This is a genomic window from Microbispora triticiradicis, from assembly GCF_005864065.1.
Taxonomy (GTDB): Bacteria; Actinomycetota; Actinomycetes; order Streptosporangiales; family Streptosporangiaceae; genus Microbispora; species Microbispora triticiradicis.
In genome coordinates, this window is the sequence record NZ_VANP01000006.1 from 452,605 (window position 1) to 475,873 (window position 23,269).

A 23,269-nucleotide genomic window follows, 5' to 3' on the forward strand; every position below is an offset into this window, starting at 1 on the left:
CCAGCATTCGTTGTCAGGCAGTCCCTGACGAGTGATCGTGAGACTATGCCGTCAGGAGTCGCCTGACAAGACGTTCCTGGATCAGCCGGTCGAAACGGCGTTTACGCCCGCTCGGGCTGGAGCGCCGCCTCGTGCCCGACGTCCGCCCGAGGCCGCCGCAGGACGAGGAGCCCGACCGCGAAGGCGGCGATCAGCAGGCCGAAGGACACGGTGAAGGCCAGCCGGTAACCCCCGGTCAGCGCCACCGCCCCGCTCGCCCCGTCGGCGAGCAGGCTCTCCGTCCGCGACGCGGCCAGCGTGGAAAGCACCGCGACGCCGGTCGCCATCCCGATCTGCTGAGTCGTGTTGAACAGTCCCGAGACCAGACCCGCGTCGTCGGCGCGGGCCCCGGACATGCCGAGCGCGGTCAGCGCCGGGAGCACGAGGCCGCCGCCCATGATGAGCACCATCACCGGGAGCAGGTCCGTCACGTAGTGGGCGTCGAGAGGGACGCGGGTGAGCCAGCCCATCGCGCCGATCAGCAGCGCCAGACCGGCCAGCAAGACGCTACGCGCGCCGAAGCGCATGGTCAGCCGGGGGTAGACGAACAGGGACACCACCGCGATGGACACCGCCGCGGGAAGCATGGCCAGGCCGGTGCCGAGCGCGCCGTACCGCAGCACCTGCTGCATGAACAGCGCGACCACGACCTGGAAGGCGAACATGGCGCCCAGTGCCAGGACCTGCACCAGGTTCGCCCCGGCGACGGCACGAGAGCGGAGGACCCGCAGCGGCATGAGCGGAGTGCGGGCGGTCGCCTGACGGACGAGGAAGGCGGCCAGCGACACGAGGGACGCCACGCCGAACCACAGGACGCGCACGCCGTACCGCTCGATCTGGACCACGGCGTAGATGCCCAGCATGAGCCCGGCCGTGACCAGCAGGGCGCCGAGGGCGTCGGCTCCGCCCGACAGGCCGGACCCCCGTTCCGCCGGCAGCGCCCGGACGGCCAGCACGACGGTGACCACGCCGATCGGAATATTGATCAAGAAGATGTAATGCCAGCCGAGGGCGTCCGTGAGGACGCCGCCGAGCACCGCGCCCAGTGACGCTCCGACGGCGCCGGTGAAGCCGAACACCCCGAAGGCCTTGGCCCGCTCCCCCGGGTCCGTGAAGGTCGTCACCAGAATGCCGAGCACGACCGCGGTGGCCATGGCGCTGCCGACGCCCTGCAGGAACCGGGCGCCGATAAGCGTCGCCGGGCTTCCCGCCACTCCGGCGAGCAGGGACGCGACGGTGAAGACCACGTTGCCGGCCAGGAACACGGCCCTGCGGCCGAGGAGGTCGCCCAGGCGTCCGGCCAGCAGGAGCAGCCCGCCGTACGCGATGAGGTAGGCGTTGACCGTCCAGCTCAGCTCGGCGGGCGCGAAACCGAGATCGCGCTGGATCGCGGGCAGGGCCACGGTGACGATGCTGCCGTCGAGGATCGTCATCAGCATCGCGGTGGACAGCACACCGAGCGCCAGCCGGCGGGAGGGGGATATGCGCGACATCGGTCGCCTCCTGTTCATGAGGGAACAGGAAGGACCGTAGCAGATAGTTTTGTTGCAGACTATCTACCGACGACCGATCATCCTCGCTGGCGCGCCCGGCGCACGGCCTGGGGCGCCTCCGCCGGAGTGGCCAGGTGCCCCGTGGCCAGGTGGTTCAACGCCCGGACGAGCACCTCCGCCTCCTCCTTCGGCAACGACTCGATGGCGGCCCGGTGCACTTCGTCGACGATCTCCTGACTCCGCTTCGCCACCTGCGCGCCCTTGTCCGTGACCGCGACGATTCTGGCCCGCCGGTCCGCGCTCGAAGGGCGGCGTTCGGCGAGGCCGGCCTTCTCCAGGGCGTCGATGGTGACCACCATCGTGGTCTTGTCCATGTCGCCGATCTCGGCGAGCTGGATCTGCGTGCGCTCCTCCTGCAACGCGTGGACGAGCACGCAGTGCATGCGCGCGGTCAGCCCGATCTCCGCCAGCGCCGCCGCCATCCGCGTCCTCAGCACGTGGCCCGTGTGGTCGAGCAGGAAGGACAGATCGGGTTCGGTGCGGGAGGGCGCCAGTGCGGTCATGCACCCAGGCTACCAATTCGTCCGGTTCGGGATTATCTCCAAGCGATCCAGGAGGGCGGCGTCACCGCAGGAGGGACTCCGCCATCGCCCGCATCCCGGCGGCGACCCGCTCGGTCTCCCCGGCCAGGAGCAGTCGCGCGACCCCCTCGTTGTGCAGCGAGCCGACGAGGACGTGGGCGACGAGATCGGCGTCGAGATCGGGCCGGGCCTCGGCGACCAGCGACATGACGTGCGCGTGCCAGGACAGGTAGACGGGGTTCTCCGTGAGGCGCCCCTCGGCGTGCCGCCGGGTCGCCAGCGCGTGGTCGTGGGCCGTGATCAGCCTCCCGTTGCGGGCGGCGAGCACGACCACCGCGTCGAGGAAGGCGACCAGACGGTCGCGGGACGGCGCACCCGGACCCAGTGGAGGAGGACCTCCGGCGACAGCCTCCCCGAAGGTTCGCACCCGCTCCTCCATCAACGCGCGCATAAGGCCGACCCTGCTGCCGAAGCGGTGGAAGACGGTGCCCTTGCCGACGCCCGCCGCGGCGGCGATCCGCTCGATCGACACCTCGTCCGGAGCATGACGGCGCAGCAGTTCCTCCGCGGCCCTGAGGATCGCACGCCGGTTCCGCGCCGCGTCGGCGCGTTCCGCGCGCTGCTCGCCCATCCGGGACCCCCTGGTGACAACTGGACCTGTGGTCCGTATAGTAGCGGCGACAGAACTTGACCGCTGGTCCAGTTAGGAGCGCTCATGCGCGCGATCGTGATGCACAAGACCGGGGGCCCCGAGGTCCTCACGCTGGAGGAGGTGCCCACTCCGGCGCCGGGTCCGGGACAGGTGCTCGTCCGCACGGAGGCCGTGGGCGTGACCTACTACGAGACCGCCATGCGTTCGGGGCTCTTCCCCATGCCCCGGCCGCTCCCCTCGACCTTCGGCTTCGAAGCGGCGGGCGTCGTCGTCGAGTCCGGCGCAGGGGTGGACGGCGGCCTCGTCGGCCGCCGGGTCGCGATCATGAATGCGGCCGGCGAAGGCACGTACGCGGAGTACGTCACTGCCGCCGCCGACGCCCTCGTTCCCGTGCCGGACTCCCTGACCTCGGCGGACGCGGTGGCGGTCGCCGTCCAGGGCGCCCTGGCGACGACCCTCCTGCGTACGGCCGGCCTCACCGGAACGGAAACGGTCCTGGCTGAGGTGGCGGGCGGGGGCGTCGGCGGCTACCTCGCGCAGCTTGCCCGGCCCATGGGCGCCGCCCGCGTCCTGGCCACCGCGGGCGGCCCGGCCAAAGGTGAGCGTGCCAGGGAGCTCGGCGCCGACGACGTCTTCGACCACACCGACTCCGGCTGGACCGAGCGGCTGCGGGAGGCGGGCGGCACGGTCGACGTCGTCTTCGAGTCGCTCGGCGGCGCGTCCGCCGGGCGGGTACTCGACGCGATGACCCCGGGCACCGGGCGCATGCTGCTCTACGGCCTACTCGGCGGCCCGCCGGCCTTCACACCGATGGACCTGCTGCAGCGCGGCCTGACCCTCGTCGGCTGCGGCGGACCGGAGGCGTGGCTCCCCCGCGTGCTGGCCGCCCGCGCGGAGGTGCTGGACCTGGCGGCTCGGGGCGGGCTGCGCCCCCAGGTCGACTCGGTGCTGCCGCTGGCCGACGCCGCCGAGGCCCACCGGCGCATCGAGGCGAGGACCGCCGTGGGCAAGGTCGTCCTCGTGCCGTGAACACAGCACCGTGAAAAACAGCGCCGTGAACAGCGCGCCGTGAACACAGCGCCGTGAACACAGCGCCGTGAACACAGCGCCGTGGGCCCGGCTCACGAGGCGCGGCGGCCGGCCTGTGTGGCGGCGACGCACACGAGCACGGCCAGGGCCGCCGCGACGGTCGCGGGACCGATCTCCTCGTTCAGCAGCAGCCAGGCCCACACCAGGTTGAGCAGCGGCTGCGCGAGCTGGATCTGCCCGGCGCGGGCGATCCCTCCCCTCGCGAGCCCGGCGTACCAGGGGATGAACCCGAGGAACATCGACACCAGCGCGACGTACGCGAACCCGGCCAGCGACTCGGCCGAGGGCGCCGCCGGCGTGGTCACCGCCAGCACGACCGTCACGGGGACGGTGACCGGGGCCGCGAGCACGAGGGCGTACGAGATGACCCGCCAGCCGGGCGTCTCCCGCGCCAGCCTGCCGCCCTCGGTGTAGCCGACGGCGGCCGACAGCAGGGCGAGCACGAGCAGCACGTCGGCCCCGGCGAGGCGGCCGGTCCCCCGCGTCAGGGTGAACACGGTGATCGACAGCGCGCCGGCCGCGCAGGCGGCCCAGAAGAGCGGCCTCGGCCGCTCCCCGGCCCGCAGCACCGCGAACACGGCCGTGGCCGCCGGGAGCAGGCCGATGACCACCGCCGAGTGGGCCGTGCTCGCCCCGCTGTTCAGCGCCAGGCCGCTGAACAGCGGGAAGCCCAGCACGACGCCCAGCACGATCAGCGCGTACGGCCGAAGGTGCGCGCGGGGCGGCAGAAGAGGCGCACCGGCCGCCTTGAGGCAGATCACCGCGGCGACCGCCGCGACCACGGCCCGCCCGACCGCGACGAGGTACGGGTCGAACCCCCGCATCGCGAACACGGTCGCCGGCAACGACCCCGAGAACGACAGGACACCCAACCCCGCGAGCAGACTGCCCCGCCAGTCCCCCTGCCGAGCTCCCTGCCGGCTGGCCGCTATCGGCCGGACAACGATAGCGCTATCGTTATATTTCATGAATGACGATAGCAGTATCGTCCGTCTCGCCGCGATTCTCCGTACGGAGACGGAACGGTCGCGGCCGGGCGAGCGGCTGCCGCCGAGCAGGGAGATCATGCGCCGCCACGGCGTCGGCCCGGTGACCGTCTCCCGGGCCATCGCCCAGCTCGCGGCGGAGGGACGGGTGGTCACCCGGCCCGGTGCGGGGGTGTTCGTCGCCCCGGCCCGGCACCCCGTCGCGGAGGCGCCCGACTCGTCCTGGCAGACGGTGGCGCTCGGCGACCGGGTCGTCGACGATTCGGCGGTGGCCGGCCTGCTGGCCCAGCCGGCCGAGGGCGTCGTGCCGCTCACCGGCGGCTACCTGAACCCCGGGCTGCGCCCGGCGCGGGCCCTGGCCGCCGCCGCGGCGAGAGCCGTACGCCGTCCGGAGACGTGGGCGATGCCGCCCGTGAACGGCCTGCCGGAGCTGCGGCGATGGTTCGCCGCGGAGGTCGGCGGCACGGTCACCCCGAACGACGTGCTCGTCGTCAGCGGCGGCCAGTCGGCGCTCACGCACGCGTTCCGGGCGCTCGCCGCGCCGGGCTCGCCGGTCCTGGTGGAGACCCCCACCTACCCGGGCGCGCTCGCGGCGGCGCGGGCGGCCGGGCTGCGGGCCACGGCCGTGCCGCTCGACGGCGAGGGAGTACGGCCCGACCTGCTGGCGGAGGCCTTCGCCATGACCGGGGCGCGAGTGTTCTACTGCCAGCCGTCGCTGCACAACCCCACCGGCGCGACCCTCGGCCACGAGCGCAGGGAACAGGTCTTGGCCGTGGCCCGGGCCGCGGGCGCCTTCGTCGTCGAGGACGACTACGCGCGTTATCTGGCGACCGGTCCCGTCCCGCCGCCCATGGCGGCCATGGACGCGCACGGGACGGTGGTGCACGTCCTGTCGCTGAGCAAGATCACCTCACCGAGCCTGCGGGTGGCGGCGCTGGTCGCGCGGGGACCCGCCGCGCACCGGCTGCGGGCCTCGCAGGTGGTGGAGTCGTTCTTCGTCGCCCGGCCGCTGCAGGAGACGGCGCTGGAGTTCCTCGCCTCCCCCGCCTGGCGCCGCCACCTCGGCACGGTCCACCAGGAGATCGGCGTACGGCAGGCCGCGCTGCTCGCCGGGCTCGCCCGGCACGCGCCCGCCGCCGAGGTGCATCTGGTGCCCCCCGGCGGCCTGCACGTGTGGGTACGGCTCCCGCCCGGCACGGACGAGGCCGCGACGACCGAGGCGGCGCAGGCGAACGGCGTGCTGGTGAGCCCGGGACGGATCTACTACCCCGCCGAGCCTCCCGGCCCGCGGCTGCGGCTGACCCACACCGCCCCCGCCAGCCCGGCCGAACTCGACGAGGGCGTGCGCCGCCTCGCCGCCGTCCTCCCGCAGTGACACGGGCGACACGGTGACACGGGCGACACCGACGTCACCGGCCCCGGCGGTCCGGCCGGGGCTCGCGGGCGTCACGCGACAGGCGCTCGCGGCGCTCCTTGTTCCGCAGCGCCAGGTAGGCCAGGTAGCTGATGCGCATGGGATCCTCCTCGACCGGAATGAAGACACCAGTGTAACGCTTATGGGGGTGTTGGTATTTCGCGACCTCCGACTGTCGTACAGTGGTCACGAGGGGTGATCGATCATGACGGGCCCGGCGGAGCTGCTCCGCGACTTCGTTAACACCTACGACGTCGAGGGAGACGCCGACGAGCTGGCATCGCCGGCCGACCTGTCCGTCTGGCTGCGCGAACGCGGGCTGACCGGCGACGGCGACCGGGCCTCCGACGAGGATCTCGCGGTCGCCGCCCACCTGCGCGAAGGACTGCGCGCCGCGTTGCGCCGCAACCACGACGGAGGTCCGTACGACGGGCCGGAGGGCCTGGAGGCGGCGCTGGCCGGTCTTCCGGTGCGCGTGACGCTCTCGGGGGGCGCACCCACGCTGGAGCCGGTGGCGTCCGGAGTCGCGGGCGGCCTGGCGCGGCTCGCCGCGCAGATCCCGGCGGCCCACGCCGACGGCACCTGGTCACGGCTCAAGGTCTGCGCCGAGAGCACGTGCCAGTGGGCGTTCATCGACTCCTCGAAAAACCGGTCTCGCTCCTGGTGCTCCATGCGCGTCTGCGGAAACCGCACAAAAACCCGGGCATATCGGGCACGACGCCAGGCGGACGGCACGGCGAGGCCCTCCTGACCAGTACGGTGTTACACGCTAAGAAAGGAGCCCGCCGAATGGGTGTGAGAGCTGCCCGCCTCGAGGACGTCGACGCGGTGACCAGCACCCAGATCCGGGCGTGGAGAGCGGTCTACCGCGACTTCCTGCCACCGGTCCCGCTGGAGCACATGACGGGTCCGGCGGCGGAGAAGATGTGGCGCCGCCAGTGGGAGGAGGCGATCCTCTCGCCGCCCACGCCGCGTCACCGCCTGCTCGTCGCCGTCGAGCGGGTGGTGCCCGACACCGACGCGTTCACCGCGCTCGGGCCCGGCGGGATTCTGGCGACCGCGGCGCAGCGCGCCTCCGACCGGGTCGTGGGGCTGGCTTCGCACGGACCCGCCGAGGATCCCGACCTCCATCCGGCCACGACGGCCGAGTTGATGACGCTGCTCGTCGACCCCAACCACATCAGGCGCGGGCACGGCAGCAGACTCCTCAACGCCACCGTGGACCACCTCCGCGAGGACGGCTACAGCACGGTCGTGACCTGGGTCTTCGCCGACAACCACCAGATGCTCGGCTTCCTGGAGTCGGCCGGCTGGGGCGAGGACGAGGCCGAGCGCGTGCTCGACATGGGCCGCCCGATCCGGATGATCCGCCTGACCACCGACATCAGCTGACCACTCGCGTCAACTTCGCCCGCCTCCCGCCGCCGCCCGTCCCGTCCGCCAACCCCGCTGTCGGCACTCCGCAGGGGATTGGCCAGACTGGTGACGCCTTCACCGGCTACGCAGAGGTAGGAAAAGGGAGTCACGTGGCCACCCCAGCTCAATGGTTAGCGGGCGCACGCCCCCGCACGCTGCCCGCCGCCGTCGTCCCGGTCGCCGTCGGCACCGGCGTCGCGGTCGCGCACGACGGCGCGGTCTGGTGGCGGGCCCTGCTCGCCCTGTTCGTCGCGCTGGCGCTGCAGGTCGGCGTCAACTACGCGAACGACTACAGCGACGGCGTCAAGGGCACCGACAAGGACCGGGTGGGACCGCTGCGGCTGGTCGGCTCGGGCGTCGCGGCGCCGAAGCGGGTGCTCGCCGCCGCCCTGGCCTGTTTCCTCGCCGCCGCCGTCGCGGGGCTGGTGCTGGTGGTCGCCACCCGCGCCTGGTGGCTGCTGCTGGTCGGCCTCGCGTCCATCCTGGCCGCCTGGTTCTACACGGGTGGATCCCGCCCGTACGGCTACCGCGCGCTCGGCGAGCTCTCGGTCTTCGTGTTCTTCGGCCTCGTGGCCGTGGCCGGCACGACGTACGTGCAGGTGGAACACCTGACCTGGCTGTCGCTGGCCGCGGCGGTGCCCGTGGGGCTGCTCGCCTGCGCGCTCCTCGTGGTCAACAACCTGCGCGACATCGTGACCGACGGGCCGTCCGGCAAGCGCACGCTGGCGGTGGTGCTGGGCGACACCCGGACCCGGCTGGCCTACGCGGCGGCCCTGGTGCTGCCGTTCGTGTGCGCGCTCGCCCTGGTGCCGGTGCGGCCCTTCGCCGCGCTGACCGTGCTCGCGCTCCCCCTCGTGGTGACCCCCGTCAGGACGGTCCGCTCGGGCGCGACGGGCCCCGCCCTCATCGCGACCCTGCAGCAGACCGGCCGCCTGCAACTCGTCTTCGGCGCGCTGTTCGCCCTCGGCCTGGCCCTGTTCTGACCGCCCGCGGCGGGCAGGGGACCACCCTGCCCGCCGGGTACGGCGCAGCTACAGGTCGAGGAGGTGCTCCAGGCCCACGGTGAGGCCGTCGAGGCCTCCCACCCGCCGTACGCCCAGCAGGACGCCGGGCGTGAACGAGGCGCGGCTCATCGAGTCGTGCCGGATCGTGAGGGTCTCCCCCTCGCCGCCGAAGATGATCTCCTGGTGCGCGATGAGCCCCGCGAGCCGCACCGCGTGCACGTGGACGTCGTCCACGGTCGCGCCCCGGGCGCCCTCCAGCGCGGTGGAGGTCGCGTCGGGAGACGGAGCGAGACCCGCCTCACGCCGCGCCCGCGCCACCAGTTCGGCCGTACGGCGGGCGGTGCCGGAGGGCGCGTCGGCCTTGTGCGGGTGGTGCAGCTCGACGATCTCGACCGACTCGAAGTGCTTGGCCGCCTGCGCGGCGAAGTGCATCATCAGCACGGCGGCGATGCCGAAGTTCGGGGCGATGAGCGAGTTGGTCCCCGGATTGGCGGCCAGCCAGCCGCGCACGGTCTCCAGCCGCCCCTCGTCGAACCCGGTCGTGCCGACGACCGTGTGGATGCCGTGGGAGATGCACCATTCGAGGTTGTCCATGACGACGCCGGGGTGGGTGAAGTCCACCACCACCTCCGCGCCGCTCAGCGCGTCGAGCTTGTCGTCCTTGTCGACCTCCGCCACGAGCTCCAGGTCGTCGGCCGCGGTGACGGCCTTGCACACTTCCACACCCACGCGCCCTCGGGCGCCCAGAACACCGACCTTAATCACGCGCCAAGGCTATAGCGCCCGGCGGCCGTGACGGCGGAGGGGAGGCACAGACGGGAGGCACAGACGGGAGGCACGGGCGGGGAGCGTGGATGGGGAAGTGCGGCCAGGGGAAGTGCGCACGGGAAACGCAAGAGGCCGCGTGCGGTGCGAGCTGCACCACACGCGGCCTCCACAGCCCGCGACGCGGGCTCGTGACAGGCTTACGACGGCCTCACGACGCGCTCAGGCGATGGCGGAGCCGAAGTCCTTGTCGGCGTACGGCCCGATGACGGCGAGCGTCAGCGGCCGGTTGAGGACGTCCTGGGCGACCGCGGCGATCTCCTCGGGGGTGACCGCCTCGATGTGCCCCAGCACCTCGTCCACCGTCATGAGCCGCTCGTAGACGAGCTCGCTCTTGCCGATCCTGGACATGCGCGATCCGGTGTCCTCGAGGCCGAGCACCAGCCCGCCGCGCATCTGGCCCTTGCCGCGGGCGATCTCCTCGGGCGAGATGCCCTCGGTCAGGACCCGGCCCAGCTCGTCGCGGCAGATCTTCAGCACATCGTCGATCTTCGAGGGCAGGCAGCCCACGTAGATCCCGAACTGGCCGGTGTCGGCGTACTGGGAGGTGTAGCTGTAGGCGCTGTAGGCCAGGCCGCGCTTCTCCCGGATCTCCTGGAACAGGCGCGACGACATGCCGCCGCCGAGCGCCGCGTTCAGGACGCCGAGGGCGAAGCGCCGGTCGTCGTTGCGGGAGACGGCGGTCATGCCGAGGACCAGGTTGGCCTGCTCGGTGGGCCGGTCGAGCACCCGGACGCCGCTCCGGACGTCCACGCCGGGCCCGCCGATGCGCGGCTGCGCCGGCGCGGCGGAGCCGCCCAGCGCGCCCGCCCGCTCGTAGGCCGCCGCGACCAGCGCGACCACCCGCTCGTGGTCGACGTTGCCCGCCACCGACACCACGGTGCGGGGCGGGACGTAGAACCGCTGGTAGTACTCGCGGATGCGGTCACGGGTGAGCGCGTTGATCGAGTCCTCGTTGCCGAGGATCGGACGGCCGATCGGCGTGTCACCGTACAACTCGGTGGAGAACTGCTCGTGCACCACGTCGGAGGGATCGTCGTCGTGCATGGCGATCTCCTCCAGGATCACGCCGCGCTCCGACTCCACGTCCTCCTCGGTTACCAGCGAGGAGGTCACCACGTCGGCGAGCACGTCGATCGCCAGCGGCAGGTCCTCGTCGAGCACCCGGGCGTAGTAGCAGGTGTACTCCTTGGCGGTGAACGCGTTGATCTCACCGCCGATGCCCTCGATGGACGCCGAGATCTCCATGGCGTCCCGGGTGGGCGTGCCCTTGAAGAGCAGGTGCTCCAGGAAGTGGGTGGCCCCCATGTGCTCGGGGGCCTCGTCACGCGAGCCGATGCCCACCCACATGCCGACCGCGACACTGCGCACGGTCGGCATCGTCTCCGTCACGACCCGCAGGCCGCCGGGCAGGACGGTGCGGCGGACGACCCCCGCACCCTCCTTGCCCGGAAACAGCGTCTCGGTCGTCACGAGTTGCGCTCGTCCCGCCCGCCGCGGGTGCGGCTGCGGCTGCGGCGCGGCGTCCGCGGCTGCTCCTCCTCCTGCGGCGCGGCGGCGGCCTCGGCGGCCGGGGCGCCGGTCTCCTCGGCGCCGCCGTCCTCCGCGGCGCCGTTCTCGGCACGGGCGGCCTTCTCGGCCGCCTCCTTCTCGACCACCTCGACCGGGACCAGCGAGAGCTTGCCGCGCGAGTCGATCTCGGCGATCTCGACCTGGATCTTCTCGCCGACGTTCATGACGTCCTCGACGTTCTCGATCCGCCGGCCGCCGTGCAGCTTGCGGATCTGCGAGACGTGCAGCAGGCCGTCCTTGCCCGGGAGCAGCGAGACGAACGCGCCGAACGCGGCGATCTTGACGACCGTGCCCAGGTAGCGCTCGCCGACCTCCGGCATGTGCGGGTTCGCGATGCCGTTGATCAGCGTGCGGGCGGCCTCGGCGGACGGGCCGTCGGTGGCGCCGATGTAGATCGTGCCGTCGTCCTCGATGGTGATCTCGGCGCCCGTGTCGTCCTGGATCTGGTTGATCATCTTGCCCTTGGGGCCGATGACCTCGCCGATCTTGTCGACCGGGACCTTGATCGTGATGATCCGCGGCGCGGTCGGGTTCATCTCCGCCGGGGCGTCGATGGCCTCCTGCATCACGTCGAGGATCGCCAGCCGGGCGCCCCTCGCCTGCTTCAGCGCGGCGGCGAGCACGTGGGCCGGGATGCCGTCCAGCTTCGTGTCGAGCTGGAGCGCGGTGATCAGGTCCTTGGTGCCGGCGACCTTGAAGTCCATGTCGCCCATCGCGTCCTCGGCACCGAGGATGTCGGTCAGCGTGACGAAGTTCTCGCCCTCGCCGATGAGACCCATCGCGATGCCCGCGACCATCTCCTTGAGCGGGACGCCCGCGTCGAGCAACGCCATCGTGGAGGCGCAGACCGACCCCATCGAGGTCGAGCCGTTCGACCCGACGGCCTCCGACACCTGCCGGATCGCGTACGGGAACTCCTCGCGCGTGGGCAGCACGGGGATCAGCGCCCGCTCGGCCAGCGCGCCGTGACCGATCTCCCGGCGCTTCGGCGAGCCGACGCGGCCCGTCTCACCCGTGGAGTACGGCGGGAAGTTGTAGTTGTGCATGTAGCGCTTGGTCCGCTCGGGATTGAGCGTGTCGATCATCTGCTCCATGCGCAGCATGTTCAGCGTGGTGATGCCCAGGATCTGGGTCTCGCCGCGCTCGAACAGGGCCGAGCCGTGCACCCGCGGCACGACGTGGACCTCGGCGTTGAGCTGCCGGATGTCCTTGGGCCCGCGGCCGTCGATGCGGACGCCCTCGCTGATGACCCGCTCGCGCATGAGCTTCTTGGTCAGCGACCGGAACGCCGCGCCGATCTCCTTCTCGCGGCCCTCGAAGTCGGGCAGCAGCTTCTCGGCCGCGAGCTGCTTGACGCGGTCGATCTCCAGCTCGCGCTCCTGCTTGCCGGCGATCGTCAGCGCCGAGGCCAGCTCGCTCTTCACGGCGGCGGTCACGGCCTCCAGGGCGTCGTCCTGGTAGTCGAGGAAGATCGGATACTCGGCGGTCTCCTTGGCGGCGACCTCGGCCAGCTTGGACTGCGCGTCGCAGAGCACCTTGATGAACGGCTTGGCGGCCTCCAGGCCCTGGGCCACGACCTCCTCGGTCGGGGCGACCGCGCCCTCGGCGACCAGCTTCAGCGTGTCGCGGGTCGACTCGGCCTCGACCATCATGATCGCCACGTCGCCGTCGGCGAGCGTGCGGCCGGCGACGACCATGTCGAACGTGGCGCGCTCAAGCTCGACGTGGGTCGGGAACGCCACCCACTGGCCGTCGATGAGCGCGACCCGCACGCCGCCGATCGGGCCCGAGAACGGCAGCCCGGCGAGCTGCGTGGACATGCTCGCCGCGTTGATCGCGACCACGTCGTACAGGTGGTCGGGGTGCAGAGCCATGATCGTCGCGACGACCTGGATCTCGTTGCGCAGACCCTTGACGAACGACGGGCGCAGCGGCCGGTCGATGAGGCGGCAGGTGAGGATCGCGTCCTCCGACGGCCTGCCCTCCCGGCGGAAGAACGAGCCGGGGATACGGCCCGCCGCGTACATCCGCTCCTCGACGTCGACGGTGAGCGGGAAGAAGTCCAGGTTCTCCTTGGGATGCTTGGACGCGGTGGTCGCGGACAGGATCATGGTCTCGTCGTCCAGGTACGCGACCGCGCTGCCGGCGGCCTGCCGGGCCAGCCGGCCGGTCTCGAACCTGATCGTACGCGTGCCGAAGGGGCCGTTGTCGATAACGGCCTCCGTGCTGTGGACACCCTCCACGGGGGACCTCCTTCTTCGGATCGGTCTCCCGCGTCTCGGTTGCCGGGCTCCCCGTTCAGGTGCAGTGCCGGTCTTCGATCGAAGCGCCCGGTCCGTCCGCACGGCTGTCGCCGTGCCGACCGGGGGCCACTACCGAGGACCGGCCCTCTCACGCCGCGGGATCGCGCTGCGGCTTGCTTGCGGACGCGGGGCACTGTGTCTCGGCTCTTCAGTTGTCTTGCTCAGGCCATTGTGGCCTGGTTATGGAAAAGGAGCGGCGAGGAATCGCCGCTCCTTCCTCACCTTATCGGCGAAGGCCCAGCCGCTCAATCAGGGAGCGGTAGCGGGTGATGTCCTTGGCCTGCAGGTACTTCAGCAGCCGGCGGCGCCGGCCGACCAGCAGGAGCAGACCACGACGGCTGTGGTGGTCGTGCTTGTGGGTCTTCAGGTGCTCGGTCAGGTCGCTGATCCGCCTGCTGAGAAGCGCGATCTGAACCTCCGGGGACCCGGTGTCACCCTCGGTGGTGCCGTACTCGCTGATGATGGTCTTGGTGGTAGCGGCGTCGAGCGACACTGCTTCTCCGTTCTGGTGAGATGGCACGCGCGACACTTCGAGCCCGCGAACGACCGTGCGTGCCTACAGTCGCCGTGACAGACAGCCGGGGTGGAGAACACCACCCGAACATGGCTGACATACAACCCTACCAGGTGCCGGGGGCACTCCGTCGCGGTGCGTCACGACGTGAACGCGCGGGCCCGTGCCGTGTCCTGGTGCATCTGCTCGATCAGCGCCTCGATCGAGTCGAACCTGAGCGTGTCGCGCAGCCGCTCGCCGAAGTCCACCGCCACGTGCGCGCCGTACAGGTCGAGGTCGTCGCGGTCCAGCGCGTACGCCTCGACCGTGCGCTCCACCCCGTCGAAGGTGGGATTGGTCCCGATCGAGATCGCGGCGGGCCAGCGCTCCCCCTCGTACGGCGAGGGGGACTGGAAGCACTCCAGCCACCCGGCGTAGACGCCCTCGGCGGGGATGGCGGTCTGCTGCGGCGACTCGACGTTGGCGGTCGGGAAGCCGAGCGCGCGGCCCCGCTGGTGGCCGCGGACCACCACGCCCTCCACCCGGTGGGGGCGGCCGAGCAGGGCCGCCGCGCCCGCGACGTCACCGATGGAGAGCCGCTCGCGGATCCGGGTGGAGGAGATGGCCTCGCCGTCGCTGACGAGCGGCACCCCCTCGGCCGTGAAGTCGTACTTCTCCCCCAGCGTGCGCAGCGTCTCCAGGTCGCCCGCCGCCTTGTGGCCGAAGCGGAAGTTCTCCCCCACCACGACACCGGCCGCGTGCAGGCGGTCGACCAGGGCGGTCTGCACGAACTCGTCCGGCGTCATGCGGGAGAACTCCAGCGTGAACGGCAGCACGCACACCGCGTCGACGCCGAGCGAGAAGAGCAGGTCGACCCGGCGGGGGGTGGTGGTGAGGCGCGGCGGCTGGTGACCCGGCCGGACGACCTCCTCCGGATGCGGGTCGAAGGTCACGGCCACGGCCGGCAGCCCGAGCTCACCGGCCATGCCGACCGTTCGCGTCACCATGCGCTGGTGACCGAGATGGACACCGTCGAACACGCCGATGGTGACGACGGACCTGCCCCAGTCCTGCGGGACCTCGTCCAGCCCGTGCCAGCTCTGCACCTCGACCTCGCTTCGCATCCATGTGCCCCGCCTCCGGCGAGGCGGCCCGGATCGCCCTCCCGGACGCCCTCGCGCGCAGTAGACAGCCTGCCATGCCCGGGCGGCCGCGCGGGAATCAGCCCCGGTCTCAGGAGACGAAGACCACCAGGGGCCGGGCCGCCCCGTCACGCTCCTCGGCCAGCGCCAGCAGCGCGCCGTCCGGCCCGAACACGCCGACCGGGCCCGGCCCGAGACCCGCCGCGCGCAGCCGCCCGCCGTGCGCGACCAGCCGCGCCTCCTCCTCCGCCACGTCCCGCCGGGGGAAGGCCGCCGCCACCGCGTCGGCCATCGGCATGATCACACACTCGCGGGCCAGGTCCTCGATCGTGCGGGCCGACTCGATGCCGTACGGGCCGACCCGGGTGCGGCGCAGCCGGGTGAGGTGGCCGCCGACGCCGAGCGACGCGCCGAGGTCGCGGGCCAGCGCCCGGATGTAGGTGCCGCTGGAACACGTGACGACCGCGTCCAGGTCCACTGTCTCCGGGGTCCGCCTGATCTCCCCGATCTCGAAGGCGCGCACCGTGACCGGCCGGGCGGCCAGGGCGACCTCCTCCCCCGCCCGGGCCCGCTTGTAGGCCCGCTCCCCGTCCACCTTGATGGCGCTCACCTGCGGCGGCACCTGCATGATCTCGCCGGTGAGCGCGGCGACGCCCGCCCGGATGTCCTCGTCGGTGACATGGCCGGCGGGAGTGGTGGCGGTCACCTCGCCCTCGGCGTCGTCGGTGTTGGTCGAGGCCCCGAGGCGGATCGTCGCCTCGTACACCTTTTCGGTCAGCGCGAGGTGCCCGAGGAGGCGGGTCGCCTTCTCCACGCCGATGACCAGCACGCCGGTCGCCATCGGGTCGAGCGTGCCGGCGTGGCCGACCTTGCGGGTGCCGGCGATGCCGCGCATCTTGCCCACGACGTCGTGGGACGTCCAGTCCGCGGGCTTGTCCACGATGATCAGCCCGCTCGGCGGCGGGGTCCTTCTTGTCACGGCTCGGTCCTGTGCGGGTGAGGAGGGGGCAGGTGAGGAGGGGGCGGGGTGAGAAGGGGGCGCAGGGCGGCCATCGTGTCCGCCACGGCCAGCGCCGAGGAGAACCCCGCGGCCCGCGCGTGCCCGCCGCCGCCGAGGGCGGCACAGGCACGGGCCACGTCGACCACGCCCTTGGACCGCGTCGAGACGTTCCAGCCGCCGGCGTCGTCCTCCTTGAGCACGACCGCGACCTCCGCCTCGTCGACCCGGCGCACGACGTCGATCACGCCCTCCACCTCGTCGTACGGCAGGCCCTGGGCGGCGCGGTCGGCGCGGGTCACGTAGGTCCACACCAGCCCGTGGCCGCCCGCGGCGTCCGGCTCCAGCGTGGCCCGTCCGAGCGCCGCGCCCAGCACCGGCAGGTACGCGTACGGCGACCGGTCCCACAGCTCCCTGGCGAGCTCCTCCGGGCGGAGCCCGGTCTCCAGCAGCCGGCCCGCCATGGCGTGGGCGGCCGGTGTGGTGACGGAGTGCCGGAACGAGCCGGTGTCGGTCACCAGTCCCGCGTACAGGCAGGTGGCGACGGATCGGTCCACCGGCAGCCCGAGCCGGTGGATCAGTTCCTCGGCCACCATCGTGGTGGAGGCGGCCGAAGGATCCACCAGGTGGACCGTCCCGAACCTGGTGTTCGACACGTGGTGGTCGATCACGAGCAGCTCCCCGGCCTTGCCCGCGTGCGGCGCGAGCAGGCCCAGCCGCTCCATCGTGGACGCGTCGAAGGTGATCATCAGCTCCGGCTCGGCGGGGTAGGCCGCGGGCTCCACGAGCAGGTCCTGGCCGGGCAGGAACCGCAGCAGCCGGGGCACCTCGAACATCCGGTCGCCGAAGGACGCCACGACCTTCTTCCCCGACCGCGCCAGCGCCAGCCCGAGGCCCAGCATCGAGCCCAGGGCGTCCCCGTCCGGGGAGACGTGGCAGGCCAGCGCCAGTGTGCCGGCGCCTTGGACGAGGTCGGCCGCCCGCCGCCAGTCCGGCTCGCCGATCGCGGTCTCGGTCGCGGTCACCGGGCGGGGCGTCCCGCGCGGTCGCTGGGCTCCTCCTCGCCCTCCTCGACCGCCTCGTCCGGCTCGGCGTCGAGGTCGTCCTCGAAGCGGTAGGGGTCGGCCTCCCCGGCGAACTCCGCGCTCTCGGCCTGCTTGGCGACCTCTGCGTCCTTGGCCCTGGCCAGCGCGAACAGGTCGTCCATGTGGCGGGCGTTGTCGGGGAGCGGGTCGTGCACGAACGAAAGGGTGGGGGTGTGCCGCAGGCCGGTCTGGCGGCCGACCTCGGAGCGGATGATGCCCTTGGCGCTCTCCAGCGCGGCGGCCGAGTCGGCCCGCTCCGCCTCAGAACCGAAGACCGTGTAGAAGACGGTCGCGTCGCTCAGGTCCGCGGTGACCCGGGTGTCGGTCACCGTGACGAACCCCAGCCGCGGATCCTTGATCCGCCGCTCCAGCATCTCCGCCACCACCTGCTGGATGCGGTCGGCCAGCTTTCTGGCACGCGCTGCGTCCATGCTCACGCTCCCTCGTATCTGTACGGCTGACGCGGGGGCCCGGCCGTCTATTCCTCGTGGTCGTTGAAGAGCCGCCGCCGCGCCGACAGCAGCTCGATCTCGGGGTGGTAGGCGACTACCCGCTCACAGGCGTCCAGCACCTCGTCGCAGTTGGCCGCCGACTCCGACACCACGGCCACGCCGATCTCGGCGCGCCGGTGCAGGTCGAGATGCCCCGCCTCGGCCACGGCGACGGCGGGGAAACGCCGCCGGATCTCGGCGATGATCGGCCGGACCACGGAGCGCTTCTGCTTCAGCGAGCGGACGTCGCCGAGCAGGACGTCAAGAGTAAGTGCACCGATGAACATGTGTGTGTCTCACCACGGTGAAGACGACCGACCGCCGCCCCCGCACACGTGCGGGGGCGGCGGCTCGATGCGTCAGACGCGCGGCTTCTCCTGCATCTCGAACGTCTCGATGACGTCCTCGACCTTGATGTCGTTGTAACCGACACCGATACCGCACTCGAAGCCCTCGCGGACCTCGGTCGCGTCGTCCTTGAAGCGGCGCAGCGACGAGACGGTGAGGTTGTCGGCTACCACGACACCGTCGCGGATGAGCCGTGCCTTGCTGTTGCGGGTGATCACGCCCGTACGGACGATCGAACCGGCGACGTTGCCGATCTTCGGAACCTTGAAGACCTCGCGGACCTCGGCCGTGCCGGTCCTGACCTCTTCGAACTCCGGCTTGAGCATGCCCTTGAGGGCCGCCTCGATCTCCTCGATCGCCTGGTAGATGACCGAGTAGTACCGGATGTCGACGCCCTCGCGCTCGGCGAGGTCGCGCGCCCGGACCTCGGGCCGCACGTTGAAGCCGATGATGACCGCGTTGTCGTCGGCGATCGCGAGGTTGACGTCGTACTCCGTGATGGCACCGACGGCGCGGTGCAGCACGCGGAGCTTGACCTCCTCGCCCACGTCGATCTTGAGCAGCGCGTCCTCCAGGGCCTCGACGGAACCGGAGACGTCACCCTTGATGATGAGCTTGAGCTCGTCGACCTGGCCCTTCTCGAGGTCCTTGAACAGTTCCTCGAGAGTACGCCGGCGGCCGGACCTGGCCATGTCGGCGATGCGCTGCCGGGCCGCCCGCTGCTGGGCGATCTGACGGGCCATCCGGTCGTCGCCGACGACGATGAAGTTGTCGCCCGCGCGCGGGACCGCGGTCAGACCGAGGACCAGGACCGGACGCGAGGGGTCGGCCTCATCGACCGTCTCCCCGTTGTCGTCCAGCATCGCCCGGACGCGGCCGAACGCCTCGCCACAGACGATCGAGTCGCCCACCCGCAGCGTGCCGCGCTGCACGAGCACGGTCGCCACCGGGCCGCGGCCCTTGTCGAGGTGCGCCTCGATGGCCAGGCCCTGGGCGTCCATGTCCGGGTTCGCCCGCAGGTCGAGCTCGGCGTCCGCGGTCAGCAGGATCGCCTCCAGCAGGCCGTCGATGCCGATGCCCTGCTTGGCGGAGATGTCCACGAAGAGCGTGGACCCACCGAACTCCTCGGCCACCAGGCCGTACTCGGTGAGCTGGGCCCGCACCTTGGTCGGGTCCGCGCCCTCCTTGTCGATCTTGTTGACCGCCACCACGATCGGCACGTCCGCCGCCTGGGCGTGGTTCAGCGCCTCGATCGTCTGCGGCTTCACACCGTCGTCGGCCGCGACCACCAGCACCGCGATGTCGGTGGCCTGCGCACCACGGGCACGCATGGCGGTGAACGCCTCGTGACCCGGGGTGTCGATGAAGGTGATCTTCCGCGGCTCGCCCTCGTGGGTGGTCCCCACCTGGTAGGCGCCGATGTGCTGCGTGATGCCGCCGGCCTCGCGGGCCACCACGTTGGTGTGGCGGATCGCGTCGAGCAGCTTCGTCTTACCGTGGTCGACGTGACCCATGACGGTCACGACCGGCGGGCGCGGCGCGAGGTCGCCCTCGTCACCCTCGTCCTCACCGAACTCGATCTTGAAGGACTCGAGGAGCTCGCGGTCCTCCTCCTCCGGGCTGACGACCTGGACGTCGTAGTCCAGCTCGGCACCCAGAAGCTGGAGCGTCTCCTCGCTGACCGACTGGGTCGCGGTCACCATCTCGCCGAGGTGCAGCATGATCTGCACGAGCGAGGCCGGGTTCGCACCGATCCGGTCGGCGAAGTCCGCCAGGGACGCACCCCGCGGCAGGCGGATCGTCTGCCCGCCGCCACGGGTGACCTGCACGCCGCCGATCGCCGGGGCCTGCATGTTGTCGAACTCCTGGCGCCTCTGGCGCTTGGACTTGCGGCCACGGGTCGGACGGCCTCCCGGACGCCCGAACGCGCCCGCCGTGCCACCGCCGCGGCCACGGCCGCCACCACCACCGGGACGACCGGCGAAGCCGCCGCCGCCACCGCCGCCACCGGGGCCACCGCCCGGCCCGCCGGGACGACCGGTCGTGGCACCGGGACGCGGGCCGCCGAAGCCGCCGCCACCCGGACGACCGCCGCCGCCACCCGGACGGCCACCGCCGCCACCGGGACCGGGACGGCCGCCGCCACCACCGGGACGCGGGCCTCCGCCGCCCGGCCCGGCCGGACGGCCCTGGGGCATCATCATCGGGTTCGGACGCGGACCCCCGGGACGCGGACCGCCGGCGCCGGGGCCCGGGCGGGGACCGCCCATGCCCGGACCGGGACGCGGACCCCCGGGGCCGGGACGCGGACCACCCGCGCCCGGAGCGCCGGAACGCGCGGCGGGCGGACGCGGCATGGCGCCGTCGCGGCCGCCGTCACGGCGCGGCTCACGAGGAGCGCCGTCTCCACGGTCGGGACGGTCGCCTCGGTCGGGACGTCCGCCGTCACGGCCGCCGGGCCGCGCGGGGCGCTGCCCCATGCCGCTGGCGGTCGAGGAGAACGGGTTGTTGCCCGGACGCGGGCCGCGCGGGCCCGGCTTGGGCCCACCCGGACGCGGGGCGCCGCCGCTCGGCGCACCGGAACCGGCGGGCGCGCCACCCGGGCGCGGCGCCGGCGCAGGCCTCGGGCCCGGCTTGGGCGCCCCGGCGCCACCCGGCCGCGGACCTGAGGCCGGACCTGATGCCGCGGGACGCGGGGCGTCCGGACGGGGCCCCTGCGGACGAGTCGCCTCGGGGCGCGTCTCGGGGCGCGCCGCCTCCGGCTGGGAAACCGGCGGGTGAGGCATCGGAACCGGACGCGGAGCGGGTCGCGGACCCGGCTTCGGGCCCGGCCTCGCGACCGTGTCGCCGGACTGGGAAACGGGCGCCTGCGGGGCGCCACCGTTGACCTGGCTCTCTGAAGCCGGCCTGGGCGCAGGCTTCGGCTGCGCCGGACGGGCGGGCCTACCCCCGCCCTTGGAGGCGTCACCCTTGAACGCCTCGGTCAGTTTGCGGACGACCGGCGCCTCTATCGTCGAGGACGCCGACCTCACGAACTCGCCCATTTCGGTGAGCTTGGCCATGACGACCTTGCTCTCGACCCCGAACTCCTTGGCGAGCTCGTATACCCGGACCTTCGCCACTGCACTCCCTAACTCGGCCCGGGAGGCTTGCAGTGCCGCCGGACCGTCGCTACCTGAACGTACTCATCGCCGCGTGCTCATCAGGCGCTCATAGCAATCTGACTCCGCCCATCAACTCGGCGTCCTACATGACAATTACGTCGTGCCCTGATTCCCGGAGCCGATACCGGGGACCAGCGGTAACCATTCACCCGGACCGCTCCGGCGTCAACCCCTCCAGGTGATCCCGCAAGAGCGACGTGTCAAGCGGCCCCTGCGCGCGAAACGCGCGAGGGAACGCCCGCCGACGCTCGGCGAGCTCCAGACAGCGCGGGGACGGATGCATCGAGGCACCGCGTCCCGGGAGCCGTCCTCGCACGTCGGGGACGATGACGTCCTCGACCACGACCAGGCGGAGCAACTCGGACTTTACCGTGCGAACCCGGCAGCCCACACACGTTCTCAGCGGGACTGCCCGGCAACCGTATTCCAGCTTACCTCGCCGACGCATCGGCGGGATCAGCAGGGGCCTGCTCGGTGTCCGGCCGGATGTCGATCCGCCAGCCGGTCAGCCGGTTGGCGAGGCGGGCGTTCTGCCCTTCCTTGCCGATGGCCAGGGACAACTGGTAGTCGGGCACGATGACGCGCGCCATGCGGCCATCGGCGTCGACCACCTCGACACGGGAAACACGCGCGGGAGACAGGGCATTCCCGACGAACTCGGCCGGATCCTCGGACCAGTCGATGATGTCGATCTTCTCGCCGTGCAGCTCCGTCATCACGTTGCGCACCCGCGAGCCCATCGGGCCGATGCACGCGCCCTTGGCGTTGACGCCCGGCTTGCGCGACCGTACGGCGATCTTGGTGCGGTGACCCGCCTCCCGGGCGATGGCCGCGATCTCCACCGTGCCGTCGGCGATCTCCGGGACCTCCAGCGCGAAGAGCTTCTTCACCAGGTTGGGGTGGGTGCGCGAAAGGGTGACCGACGGGCCCTTCGGGCCCTTCTTCACCTGGACGACGTAGCAGCGGATGCGCTCGCCGTGCGCGTACTCCTCACCGGGGACCTGCTCGTTGTGCGGGAGGATCGCCTCGATCTTGCCGAGGTCGACCAGCACCACCCGCGGATCCTTGCCCTGCTGGATGACGCCCGCCACCAGCTCGCCCTCGCGGCTCGCGAACTCGCCGAAGTTGATCTCGTCCTCGGCGTCCCTGAGCTGCTGCAGGATCACCTGCTTGGCCGTGGTGGCGGCGATCCGGCTGAAGTTGGACGGGGTGTCGTCGTACTCGCGCACGACGTCGCCGTTCTCGCCCAGCTCGGCCGCCCAGATCACCACGTGGCCCGTGTCGCGGTCCAGCTCGGCGCGCGCCTTCTGCGCCGCGCCCTCGGTCCTGAAGTACGCGATCAGCAGCGCGTCCTCGATCGCCTTGACGACCAGGTCGAAGGAGATGTCCTTCTCCCGCTCCAGGCTGCGCAGGACGCTCATGTCAATGTCCACAAGGCTCCCCCCTAGCCCTCGTCGCCGGTGCCGGCGGCGTCGGCGATGTCCTCGTCGACATCGAGGTCCTCGTCACGTTCGTCATCAAGTTCGTCATCAAGTTCGTCGTCGAGTTCGTCTTCGAGACCGGCGTCGCGCCGGTTGAACTCGACCTGCACACGGCCGCGCACCAGCTCGCCGTAGGCGATGTCGCGCGCGCCGTCCAGCTCCACACCGGACTCGTCCGCGCCGGTAACGCGGCCCTCCACCGAGGTGCCGTCACGCAGCTCCGCCCGCACCAGCCGCCCCTGCGCCCGGCGCCAGTGGCGCGGCTCGGTGAGCGGCCGGTCCACGCCGGGGGAGGTGACCTCCAGGACGTACGCGCTGCCGCCGAGCACGTCCACCTCGTCGAGCCGCTTGGAGACGGACTGGCTCACGTCGGCCACGTCGTCCAGGCTCACGCCGCCGTCCCGGTCCACCACCACGCGCACCAGCCGCCGGCGGCCCGCCGGCGTGACCGTCACGTCCTCCAGGTCGAACCCTTCGGCGGCGACCACCGGGCCGAGCAGTTCGACCAGGCGGCCGCGTCGAGCATCGCTGCCCATGCCGACCTCCCTATGACCGTGTAACTCGCCCGATGTGCCAACAGCCTATCGACACCGGGAGGTGGAAACTGCGCCACACCCGGGCGACGATCCGACACGCACACGATCATCACGGTCACGGGCGGGGACCAGTGGGCGGCGCGCCGTACGATGCTGTC

The 23,269-nt window shown here is 72.1% G+C and carries 21 protein-coding genes and 1 pseudogene; 5 read left to right on the forward strand and 17 right to left on the reverse strand.

Annotation, left to right across the window (positions count from 1 at the left end; genetic code table 11):
• Positions 1 to 101 precede the first annotated feature (101 nt).
• The 3 genes from FED44_RS18735 to FED44_RS18745 all read right to left on the reverse strand — a co-directional run bounded on the left by FED44_RS18735 (position 102) and on the right by FED44_RS18745 (position 2,744).
• Positions 102 to 1,532 (reverse strand): MFS transporter, encoded by a 1,431-nt coding sequence (locus FED44_RS18735; RefSeq protein ID WP_138461443.1) that lies wholly within the window; start codon positions 1,530 to 1,532, stop codon positions 102 to 104.
• A 77-nt stretch (positions 1,533 to 1,609) separates the two neighbouring features.
• Entirely contained in the window at positions 1,610 to 2,095 is a 486-nt protein-coding gene (locus FED44_RS18740; RefSeq protein WP_111699749.1) for a MarR family winged helix-turn-helix transcriptional regulator, read from the reverse strand.
• A gap of 61 nt (positions 2,096 to 2,156) precedes the next feature.
• Positions 2,157 to 2,744, reverse strand: coding sequence for a TetR/AcrR family transcriptional regulator (locus FED44_RS18745; protein WP_138461444.1), 588 nt, complete (start codon positions 2,742 to 2,744; stop codon positions 2,157 to 2,159).
• Between the two features lie 84 nt (positions 2,745 to 2,828).
• Here FED44_RS18745 and FED44_RS18750 point away from each other — a divergent pair, with 84 nt between their 5' ends.
• Positions 2,829 to 3,794: a quinone oxidoreductase family protein gene (locus FED44_RS18750; RefSeq protein ID WP_138461445.1), complete on the forward strand. Its 966-nt coding sequence runs from the start codon at positions 2,829 to 2,831 to the stop codon at positions 3,792 to 3,794.
• Between the two features lie 92 nt (positions 3,795 to 3,886).
• Here FED44_RS18750 and FED44_RS18755 read toward each other — a convergent pair whose 3' ends face one another.
• Positions 3,887 to 4,822 (reverse strand): DMT family transporter, encoded by a 936-nt coding sequence (locus FED44_RS18755; protein ID WP_138461446.1) that lies wholly within the window; start codon positions 4,820 to 4,822, stop codon positions 3,887 to 3,889.
• Between FED44_RS18755 and FED44_RS18760 the strand changes: the two genes are divergently transcribed.
• The 4 genes from FED44_RS18760 (at position 4,821) to FED44_RS18775 (ending at position 8,653) form a co-directional block, all read left to right on the forward strand.
• Positions 4,821 to 6,215 (forward strand): aminotransferase-like domain-containing protein, encoded by a 1,395-nt coding sequence (locus FED44_RS18760; RefSeq protein ID WP_111699753.1) that lies wholly within the window; start codon positions 4,821 to 4,823, stop codon positions 6,213 to 6,215. The genes FED44_RS18755 and FED44_RS18760 overlap by 2 nt on opposite strands.
• Positions 6,216 to 6,459: 244 nt before the next feature.
• Positions 6,460 to 7,005, forward strand: coding sequence for a CGNR zinc finger domain-containing protein (locus FED44_RS18765; RefSeq protein WP_111699754.1), 546 nt, complete (start codon positions 6,460 to 6,462; stop codon positions 7,003 to 7,005).
• A 38-nt stretch (positions 7,006 to 7,043) separates the two neighbouring features.
• A complete protein-coding gene (locus FED44_RS18770; protein ID WP_111699755.1) occupies positions 7,044 to 7,646 on the forward strand; it encodes a GNAT family N-acetyltransferase in 603 nt (200 codons plus the stop codon).
• Between the two features lie 134 nt (positions 7,647 to 7,780).
• A complete protein-coding gene (locus FED44_RS18775; protein WP_138461447.1) occupies positions 7,781 to 8,653 on the forward strand; it encodes a 1,4-dihydroxy-2-naphthoate polyprenyltransferase in 873 nt (290 codons plus the stop codon).
• A gap of 48 nt (positions 8,654 to 8,701) precedes the next feature.
• Here the strand turns inward: FED44_RS18775 and dapB are convergent, their stop codons facing one another.
• The 13 genes and pseudogenes from dapB to rimP form a co-directional block, all read right to left on the reverse strand.
• Positions 8,702 to 9,439: a 4-hydroxy-tetrahydrodipicolinate reductase gene (dapB, locus tag FED44_RS18780; RefSeq protein WP_111699757.1), complete on the reverse strand. Its 738-nt coding sequence runs from the start codon at positions 9,437 to 9,439 to the stop codon at positions 8,702 to 8,704.
• A 222-nt stretch (positions 9,440 to 9,661) separates the two neighbouring features.
• Complete coding sequence (locus FED44_RS18785; RefSeq protein ID WP_111699758.1) at positions 9,662 to 10,972, reverse strand: M16 family metallopeptidase; 1,311 nt, start codon at positions 10,970 to 10,972, stop codon at positions 9,662 to 9,664.
• Positions 10,969 to 13,314 (reverse strand): polyribonucleotide nucleotidyltransferase, encoded by a 2,346-nt coding sequence (locus tag FED44_RS18790; RefSeq protein ID WP_138461448.1) that lies wholly within the window; start codon positions 13,312 to 13,314, stop codon positions 10,969 to 10,971. Before FED44_RS18790 ends, FED44_RS18785 begins: the two co-directional genes overlap by 4 nt.
• A 283-nt stretch (positions 13,315 to 13,597) precedes the next feature.
• Positions 13,598 to 13,867, reverse strand: a complete 270-nt coding sequence (gene rpsO / locus FED44_RS18795) for a 30S ribosomal protein S15 (RefSeq protein WP_111699759.1) — start codon at positions 13,865 to 13,867, stop codon at positions 13,598 to 13,600.
• A gap of 161 nt (positions 13,868 to 14,028) precedes the next feature.
• Positions 14,029 to 14,973 (reverse strand): bifunctional riboflavin kinase/FAD synthetase, encoded by a 945-nt coding sequence (locus tag FED44_RS18800; RefSeq protein ID WP_111699771.1) that lies wholly within the window; start codon positions 14,971 to 14,973, stop codon positions 14,029 to 14,031.
• Positions 14,974 to 15,100: 127 nt separating this feature from the next.
• The gene (truB, locus tag FED44_RS18805; protein WP_111699760.1) at positions 15,101 to 15,988 is read right to left on the reverse strand and encodes a tRNA pseudouridine(55) synthase TruB; all 888 of its coding nucleotides are present in this window, start codon (positions 15,986 to 15,988) and stop codon (positions 15,101 to 15,103) included.
• Positions 15,985 to 17,031, reverse strand: a complete 1,047-nt coding sequence (locus FED44_RS18810) for a DHH family phosphoesterase (RefSeq protein ID WP_138461449.1) — start codon at positions 17,029 to 17,031, stop codon at positions 15,985 to 15,987. Before FED44_RS18810 ends, truB begins: the two co-directional genes overlap by 4 nt.
• Positions 17,028 to 17,522 (reverse strand): 30S ribosome-binding factor RbfA, encoded by a 495-nt coding sequence (gene rbfA, locus FED44_RS18815; protein WP_138461450.1) that lies wholly within the window; start codon positions 17,520 to 17,522, stop codon positions 17,028 to 17,030. The genes FED44_RS18810 and rbfA overlap by 4 nt, the downstream gene beginning before the upstream one ends.
• 47 nt (positions 17,523 to 17,569) lie before the next feature.
• On the reverse strand, positions 17,570 to 17,869 hold the full coding sequence (locus FED44_RS18820; RefSeq protein WP_167521514.1) for a DUF503 domain-containing protein: 300 nt from the start codon (positions 17,867 to 17,869) through the stop codon (positions 17,570 to 17,572).
• A gap of 72 nt (positions 17,870 to 17,941) precedes the next feature.
• Positions 17,942 to 21,052: a translation initiation factor IF-2 gene (infB, locus tag FED44_RS18825; RefSeq protein ID WP_138461451.1), complete on the reverse strand. Its 3,111-nt coding sequence runs from the start codon at positions 21,050 to 21,052 to the stop codon at positions 17,942 to 17,944.
• A 187-nt stretch (positions 21,053 to 21,239) separates the two neighbouring features.
• Positions 21,240 to 21,542, reverse strand: a complete 303-nt coding sequence (locus FED44_RS18830) for a YlxR family protein (RefSeq protein WP_117410499.1) — start codon at positions 21,540 to 21,542, stop codon at positions 21,240 to 21,242.
• Positions 21,526 to 22,515, reverse strand: a complete 990-nt coding sequence (gene nusA, locus FED44_RS18835) for a transcription termination factor NusA (RefSeq protein ID WP_204287092.1) — start codon at positions 22,513 to 22,515, stop codon at positions 21,526 to 21,528. Before nusA ends, FED44_RS18830 begins: the two co-directional genes overlap by 17 nt.
• Before the next feature lie 113 nt (positions 22,516 to 22,628).
• Positions 22,629 to 23,111 (reverse strand): annotated as a pseudogene (rimP, locus tag FED44_RS18840) (ribosome maturation factor RimP); the annotation flags it as partial.
• Between the last annotated feature and the right edge of the window lie 158 nt (positions 23,112 to 23,269).

Coding starts and splice junctions, on each gene's coding strand:
- FED44_RS18735 (WP_138461443.1), bottom strand. CDS start 1,532: ATGTCGCGCATATCCCCCTCCCGCCGGCTGGCGCTCGGTGTGCTGTCC.
- FED44_RS18740 (WP_111699749.1), bottom strand. CDS start 2,095: ATGACCGCACTGGCGCCCTCCCGCACCGAACCCGATCTGTCCTTCCTG.
- FED44_RS18830 (WP_117410499.1), bottom strand. CDS start 21,542: ATGCGTCGGCGAGGTAAGCTGGAATACGGTTGCCGGGCAGTCCCGCTG.
- FED44_RS18755 (WP_138461446.1), bottom strand. CDS start 4,822: ATGAAATATAACGATAGCGCTATCGTTGTCCGGCCGATAGCGGCCAGC.
- FED44_RS18770 (WP_111699755.1), top strand. CDS start 7,044: ATGGGTGTGAGAGCTGCCCGCCTCGAGGACGTCGACGCGGTGACCAGC.
- FED44_RS18760 (WP_111699753.1), top strand. CDS start 4,821: ATGAATGACGATAGCAGTATCGTCCGTCTCGCCGCGATTCTCCGTACG.
- nusA (WP_204287092.1), bottom strand. CDS start 22,515: ATGAGCGTCCTGCGCAGCCTGGAGCGGGAGAAGGACATCTCCTTCGAC.
- FED44_RS18750 (WP_138461445.1), top strand. CDS start 2,829: ATGCGCGCGATCGTGATGCACAAGACCGGGGGCCCCGAGGTCCTCACG.
- rbfA (WP_138461450.1), bottom strand. CDS start 17,522: ATGGACGCAGCGCGTGCCAGAAAGCTGGCCGACCGCATCCAGCAGGTG.
- FED44_RS18820 (WP_167521514.1), bottom strand. CDS start 17,869: ATGTTCATCGGTGCACTTACTCTTGACGTCCTGCTCGGCGACGTCCGC.
- FED44_RS18745 (WP_138461444.1), bottom strand. CDS start 2,744: ATGGGCGAGCAGCGCGCGGAACGCGCCGACGCGGCGCGGAACCGGCGT.
- FED44_RS18765 (WP_111699754.1), top strand. CDS start 6,460: ATGACGGGCCCGGCGGAGCTGCTCCGCGACTTCGTTAACACCTACGAC.